The sequence below is a fragment of the Kitasatospora sp. NPDC091257 genome (assembly GCF_044757675.1).
In the GTDB taxonomy this organism is placed as follows: domain Bacteria; phylum Actinomycetota; class Actinomycetes; order Streptomycetales; family Streptomycetaceae; genus Kitasatospora; species Kitasatospora lactacystinica.
This window is the reverse complement of sequence record NZ_JBIVVI010000559.1, coordinates 1-5741: the sequence shown is the minus strand read 5'-3', so window position 1 is coordinate 5741 and position 5741 is coordinate 1. Positions and strand designations below refer to the sequence as shown.

The window sequence follows — 5741 nt, the reverse complement described above, 5'->3', positions numbered from 1 at the left end:
CCCGTGTCTCCCTCCACCCCCGTCCCTTCCGCCGCCGACGCTCCCGCCCCCGGCGACGGCGCCGACCGGCCCGACCCGGCTTGACCCTCGACCAGGTCGAGCCCGCAGAGTCACCGGCATGGAGAGCGAGCTGCACAGCATCGGCGAACTGGCCCGCGCCAGCGGACTGGGCGTCGGCACCCTGCGCTACTACGACGGCGCCGAGGTGCTCACCCCCGCCTGGGTCGATCCGCAGACCGGCTACCGCTGGTACCGGCCCGGCCAGCTCGCCGACGCCCGGCTGCTGGCCAGGCTGCGCCGGGTGGGCCTGCCGCTGACGGACGTCCGCGCCGTGCTCGGCGCCGCACCCGGCGGCGAGGAGGCCCGGCAGGTGCTCGACGCGCATCTGCGCCGTCTGGAGGACGGCCTCGCCGACGCCCGCCGCGAGCTCTCCCTGATCCACGCGATGATCGACCAGAGGGAGCTGCCGATGACCACCACCCCCGCCGGACTCCGGTTCACCGTCCCGGCCGAAGAGCTCGCGGCCGCCCTGGACGCGGTCCGCTTCGCGGTCTGCGGGGACCCGGAGCTGCCCTCGCTCGCCGGCGTGCTCTTCGAGCCCGACGGGCCGGTGCTGCGCCTGGTCGCCACCGACCGCTACCGGATGGCCCTCGCCGAGGTGTCAGCCGCCGGTGACACGCCCGAGCGGCCGGTGGCGGGCACGGTCGTCCCGACCGCGCTGGTGGACGCGCTGCGCGCGCTGCTCGGCTCGGGGGCGGCGGAGGTCGCGCTCACCCTCGGCGGCGGTCCGGTCCGGGCCGAGGTCGGGGAGCACCGGATCGAGGGCGCCGCGCTGGACTTCGACTACCCCGACCACCGGGCCGTCACCCGGATCGCGCCGGAGCACCGGATCACCCTCTCCGCCGCCGAACTGCGGGCGGCCGTGGCGGCCGGGGCCACCCGTACCCTGCCTTCCGGCCCGGACGGCGCCGACTGCGAGGTCACCGTCCTGACCCTGACCGGGGACGGCCGCCTGACGGTCGCCGACGATCCGGCCCCCGAGGGCTACCGACTGGCCGTCAACCGGGACTTCCTGCTGGAAGCCCTCGACGCCGGCCGCCCCGGGCAGCTGCTCCTCGAACTCGGCGGCCCGATCGCCCCGCTGGCCGTCCGCACGCCCGGCCGTTCGGGCACCTTCTCCGTGCTGATGCCGGTCCGGCTGCCCGAGTCCGGCTGACCGGCGGGCCTCGCCGGGGCTCTGGAAGGATCACCGCATGAGCCCGCACCCCGACGCCCCTGCCCCTGACGCCCCCGGCTCCGAAGCCACCGGCACCGGGGTCCACGTCCCCGCGGAGCACGTCCCCGCGGAACAGGTCCGCGCGGTCCACGTCCCGGCCCCCGGCGGCGGCCGGCTGTGGGCGGAGCGCCGAGGAGCCGGCAGCCCGGTGGTGCTGCTGCACGGCTCCGGCATGGACTCCCGGCTGTGGGACGCCGTCGCCCCGGCGCTCGCCCGCCACCACGATGTGATCCGCTACGACGCCCGCGGCCTCGGCCGCTCCAGCACGCCGGAGCAGGCCTTCGACGACGTCGCGGACCTGGGCGCCGTCCTGGACCACTTCCGTCTGCCCGGTGTCGCGTTGGTCGGTCTGAGCATGGGCGGGGAGACCGCCCTGGACTTCGCCCTCGCCCACCCCGACCGGGTCACCGCGCTCGGCCTGGTCGGCGCCTCGGTCAGCGGCCACGACTGGCCGCCGTCCCCGGAGACCACCGCCTACGCCGACGCCCGGCGCCGTGGCGACGCGGCGGAGCTGGCCGAGCTGGAGCTCTCCGTCTGGGCCGCCCTGGGCCGCGGCGCACCGGGCGGCGAGCTGATCGCGGCGATGGTCGAGGAGAACGCGGCCCGCCGGATCGTCAGCGAGCACCACCTCGCGGGCGCCCCGGCCCGGGCGGCCGAGCCGCTCCTGGGCACGGTCGTCGCGCCCACCCTGGTCGTCCACGGCGACCGTGACCACCCGGAGATCGCGGCCATCGCCCGGAGGCTCGCCGACGACATCCCCGGCGCCCGCGGCCACCTCGTCCCGGACGCCGACCACTACCTCCCGCTGCGCACCCCCGAACGGCTCATCGAGCTCCTCCTCGCCCATCTGGCCTGACCGCCCGGTCCGCCCGGCCCCGGCCGCGCCTGACGGGGGCGCGCACGTTTGCTGCCGCTAGCACCCTGCTTGCATGTGCAAGCGGGGTGCTGCAGGCTGTCCGCATGGCCTCACTGAACGTCGGCTCGCTGGGCGAGTACATCCGCGAGCAGCGCCGCAACGCCCAGTACTCGCTGCGGCAGCTGGCGGAGGTCGCCGGCGTGTCCAACCCGTACCTCAGCCAGATCGAGCGCGGGCTGCGCAAGCCGAGCGCGGAGATCCTCCAGCAGATCGCCAAGGCGCTGCGGATCTCGGCGGAGACGCTGTACGTCCAGGCCGGGATCCTGGAGGAGCGGCGGGGCGAGGGCCTGGAACTGCGGGCCTCGATCCTGGCCGATCCGCTGATCAACGAGCAGCAGAAGCAGGCGCTGCTCGCGGTCTACGACGCCTTCCTCAAGGAGAACGCCGCGTCGGCACCCACCCCGACGACCGACGGCCCAGCCACCCAGAACACCCACCGGGAGGACCGGTAACCATGCCCATCACCGACGAGATCAAGAAGACCCTCAGCGACCCGACCCCGCTGTACGCCCTGGCCGGCGCCGGGGACCTCGCGTACGAGAAGCTGCGCGAGGTGCCGGGCCGGGTCGAGGCGCTGGCGGCCGACCGCAAGGGCGCTCAGGAGAAGGCCACCGCCACGCTCCAGGAGGCGCAGTCGCTGCTGACCGGGGCGCAGGCCAAGGTCACCGAGACCGTCACCGGCATGCCGACGGACCTCAAGGCCCTGCAGGAGCGGGCCCAGGGCTTCGCGCTGCAGCAGGTGGCCCGCGCGGTCGAGCTGGCGGTGAAGGCCAAGGAGACCTACGACGAGCTGGCCGAGCGCGGCAAGGTCGTGGTGGACAAGGCCCGCCCGGGAGCCTCGGAGGAGGGCGAGCCGACCGAGCGGCCCGAGCTGACCGTGGAGCCGGTCGAGGTCGTGGAGCCGGCCGAGCCCGCGCCGGCCGCGGAGGGCGGTGCCGAGCCCGCTCCGAAGAAGCCCGCCCGGGCCCGCAAGGGCGCCGCCGACGCCGCGGAGTGACGTGGTGCCCCGAGGGGCACAGTAGGTGACCGTAGGACGTTGACCCCGTCGTGGACGGTCGTCGTGCCAGGATGGGCGGCGGTCGCAGTGCCGGAGTCGAGAGCAGAGGAGATCGAAATGGTCGGAGTGTTGCAGATTCTGGCCTTTTCCTATCTGAACCCGATCTGGTGGGCGACCATCGCCATCCTCGGCTACAAGCTGTTCGCCCTGGCCGACGCGGTCACCCGCCGGGAGGACGCCTACCGGGCGGCCGACAAGAAGACCAAGGGCTTCTGGGTGGCGATCCTGGCGATCTCCTTCGGCTGGGACTTCCTGTTCGGGGTGAACTTCTTCACCGGTATCGGCACCCTGGCCGGTCTGGTCGCCTCGATCGTCTACGTGGTGGACGTCCGCCCGGCGATCCGGGCACTGACCGGAGGCAGCGGCGGCCGGGGCGGCCGGAGCAACACCGGTCCGTACGGCCCCTGGTAGCCCCGGCGGCGGACGACGCGGCGGCCCGGGGGGGGAGTTCACCCCCCCGGGCCGCCGTGCGCCCACCACGTACCCGGCGCATGCCCGGCCGGTGGCGCAGAGGGCCGGCCCGTCAGCCGAGGATCAGCTGCACCGGGTTGCGCTCCAGCAGCAGTACCGCGACGTCGTCGGTCAGCGCCCCGCCGTTCAGCTCCTCGACCTCGGCGATGGCGCTGTCGACCAGCCGCCCCCGGGTCAGCCCGGCGGCCTGGTGGTCGCCGACCAGGTCGGCGAGCCCGTCCTGGCCCAGGCGGCGGGACCCGGCCCCGACCCGGCCCTCGATCAGCCCGTCGGTGTAGAGCAACAGCCGCCAGCCGGCCCGCAGTTCGACCTCGTGGGCGGGCCAGGCGGCCTGCCCGTCGTGGCACGGCAGCAGGCCGAGCGCGGGCCCGGCGAGGTCGGAGGGCAGCGAGATCGGCTCGTGGTCCCGGCCGAGCAGCAGCGGCGCCGGGTGCCCGGCGAGGTAGAGCCGGGCCCGCTCGCCGGCGCCGAGCGAGCCGAGGTCGCTGCCGCTGCCGCCGGGCTCGATGACCAGCATGCAGAGCGTCGCGAAGATCTCGTCGCTGCGCCGCTCGTGCTCCAGCACGTGCTGGAGGGTGGTGAGCAGGGTCTCGCCGGTGAGGCCGGCGAAGACCAGGGTGCGCCACGCTATCCGGAGCGCGACGCCGAGCGCGGCCTCGTCCGGGCCGTGGCCGCAGACGTCGCCGATCACGACGTGGACGGTGCCGTCGTCGGTGCGCACGGCGTCGTAGAAGTCGCCGCCGAGCAGCGCGCGGCGGCGGCCGGGGCGGTAGCGCCGGGTGAAGGAGAGCCCGGCGCCGTCGAGCAGCGGGGTGGGCAGCAGGTGGCGCTGGAGGCGGGCGTTCTCCTGGCCGCGCAACTCGGCCTCGACCAGGCGGCGCTGGGACTCGTCGGCGCGCTTGCGCTCGACGGCGTAGCGCAGGGCACGGGCGAGCAGCGGGCCGTCGGTCTCGTGCTTGAGCAGGAAGTCCTGGGCGCCGGCCGCGACGGCGGCCGCGCCGAGTTCGGCCCCCGCGGCATCGGTGAGCACCACGACCGGGGTGTGCGGGGCCCGGCGGAGCAGTTCGTGCAGGCCCTCCAGCCCGTCCGAGGGGTCGGACGGGTGCGGCAGGTCGGCGGGCGAGGCGAGGTCGAGCAGCACGCAGCCGAACTCGGGGGTGCGGGATCGCCCGCGCCGGGCCCAGGGTGCGGGCGGGGCGAGCAGTTCGGTGGCCTGGTCCAGGCCGCGGGCCCAGTGGATCTCGATCGAGGTGCCGCTGTCGGCCACCGCGGCCTTGATCAGCTGGGCGTCCGAGGCGTCGTCCTCGATGACCAGCAGCCGCAGCGGTGTGCCGTCGGCGGGCCCGTCCGCCGCGGCGGGGCCGGCCGGGTCGGGGATGTGGGACGGGTGGGAGGCGTGCGCGGCCCGTGAGCGGGGGTGAGGTATCGGGGAAGTCGCCGTGGCCGGTCCGGTCGTGGCACGGCCGCGGGCATGGCCGACGCGGGCGCCGTCGTGGGCGCCCGGCAGGTCCGCGGCACCAGGTGCCCGCCCGTCTCCCGTTGCGGGCATCGGTGGTTCCTCCCTTTCCCCGACTGCGTAACGGCCGGCGTCCGTCCGCAGTGCCCGCCTGGCACCGCGCGTCGGGGAACTTCTCGCGACCATAACGTGATCTCCGGGGATTTCTCCGGCCGACCGGCGCCGTTGTGGTTATTGCCACGCCGGTGGCGGTGCGGTGACTGGACTCGGACGTCGAATCGGTTCCGTCCCGGCGGATGCCGGGCGGTCCGGAAGAGGGAGCGGGCGATGGTGGAGCGGATCACCCTGGTGGAGGGTGACATCACGGAACAGCCGGTGGACGCGGTGGTGAACGCCGCCAACTCGTCCTTGCTGGGCGGTGGCGGGGTGGACGGCGCGATCCACCGCAAGGGCGGGCCGCAGATCCTGGAGGAGTGCCGCCATGACCGACCGCTGGCCCGACAAGGTCATCCCGGACTTCACCGTGGAGGAGCTGTGTGCCGCGATCGAGCGGCACAAGGACGAC

The 5741-nt window shown here is 75.1% G+C and carries 7 protein-coding genes; 6 read left to right on the top strand and 1 reads right to left on the bottom strand.

What is annotated here, in order from left to right; all coding sequences use genetic code 11:
• The first annotated feature begins 118 nt into the window (after positions 1-118).
• From ACIQOV_RS24275 to ACIQOV_RS24255, 5 genes are all read left to right on the top strand, one after another.
• Positions 119-1216 (top strand): MerR family transcriptional regulator, encoded by a 1098-nt coding sequence (locus tag ACIQOV_RS24275; protein ID WP_401051684.1) that lies wholly within the window; start codon positions 119-121, stop codon positions 1214-1216.
• 37 nt (positions 1217-1253) lie between these two features.
• Positions 1254-2132: an alpha/beta fold hydrolase gene (locus tag ACIQOV_RS24270; RefSeq protein WP_401051681.1), complete on the top strand. Its 879-nt coding sequence runs from the start codon at positions 1254-1256 to the stop codon at positions 2130-2132.
• Between the two features lie 104 nt (positions 2133-2236).
• Entirely contained in the window at positions 2237-2644 is a 408-nt protein-coding gene (locus ACIQOV_RS24265; RefSeq protein ID WP_380553792.1) for a helix-turn-helix domain-containing protein, read from the top strand.
• 2 nt (positions 2645-2646) lie between these two features.
• Entirely contained in the window at positions 2647-3189 is a 543-nt protein-coding gene (locus tag ACIQOV_RS24260; protein WP_401051679.1) for a hypothetical protein, read from the top strand.
• A 117-nt stretch (positions 3190-3306) separates the two neighbouring features.
• On the top strand, positions 3307-3660 hold the full coding sequence (locus ACIQOV_RS24255; protein WP_380553786.1) for a DUF2516 family protein: 354 nt from the start codon (positions 3307-3309) through the stop codon (positions 3658-3660).
• Between the two features lie 112 nt (positions 3661-3772).
• On the opposite strand, the gene ACIQOV_RS24250 is transcribed toward ACIQOV_RS24255, so the two are convergent.
• Positions 3773-5269 (bottom strand): PP2C family protein-serine/threonine phosphatase, encoded by a 1497-nt coding sequence (locus ACIQOV_RS24250; RefSeq protein WP_401051675.1) that lies wholly within the window; start codon positions 5267-5269, stop codon positions 3773-3775.
• Positions 5270-5503: 234 nt separating this feature from the next.
• Between ACIQOV_RS24250 and ACIQOV_RS24245 the strand changes: the two genes are divergently transcribed.
• Positions 5504-5741, top strand: a 238-nt coding sequence (locus ACIQOV_RS24245) for a macro domain-containing protein (RefSeq protein ID WP_401051672.1), incomplete at its 3' end; no start/stop codon positions are given.

Excerpts from the sequence above, each read along its gene's own strand:
- ACIQOV_RS24260 (WP_401051679.1), top strand. The coding sequence starts at position 2,647 with ATGCCCATCACCGACGAGATCAAGAAGACCCTCAGCGACCCGACCCCG.
- ACIQOV_RS24265 (WP_380553792.1), top strand. The coding sequence starts at position 2,237 with ATGGCCTCACTGAACGTCGGCTCGCTGGGCGAGTACATCCGCGAGCAG.
- ACIQOV_RS24275 (WP_401051684.1), top strand. The coding sequence starts at position 119 with ATGGAGAGCGAGCTGCACAGCATCGGCGAACTGGCCCGCGCCAGCGGA.
- ACIQOV_RS24270 (WP_401051681.1), top strand. The coding sequence starts at position 1,254 with ATGAGCCCGCACCCCGACGCCCCTGCCCCTGACGCCCCCGGCTCCGAA.
- ACIQOV_RS24250 (WP_401051675.1), bottom strand. The coding sequence starts at position 5,269 with ATGCCCGCAACGGGAGACGGGCGGGCACCTGGTGCCGCGGACCTGCCG.
- ACIQOV_RS24255 (WP_380553786.1), top strand. The coding sequence starts at position 3,307 with ATGGTCGGAGTGTTGCAGATTCTGGCCTTTTCCTATCTGAACCCGATC.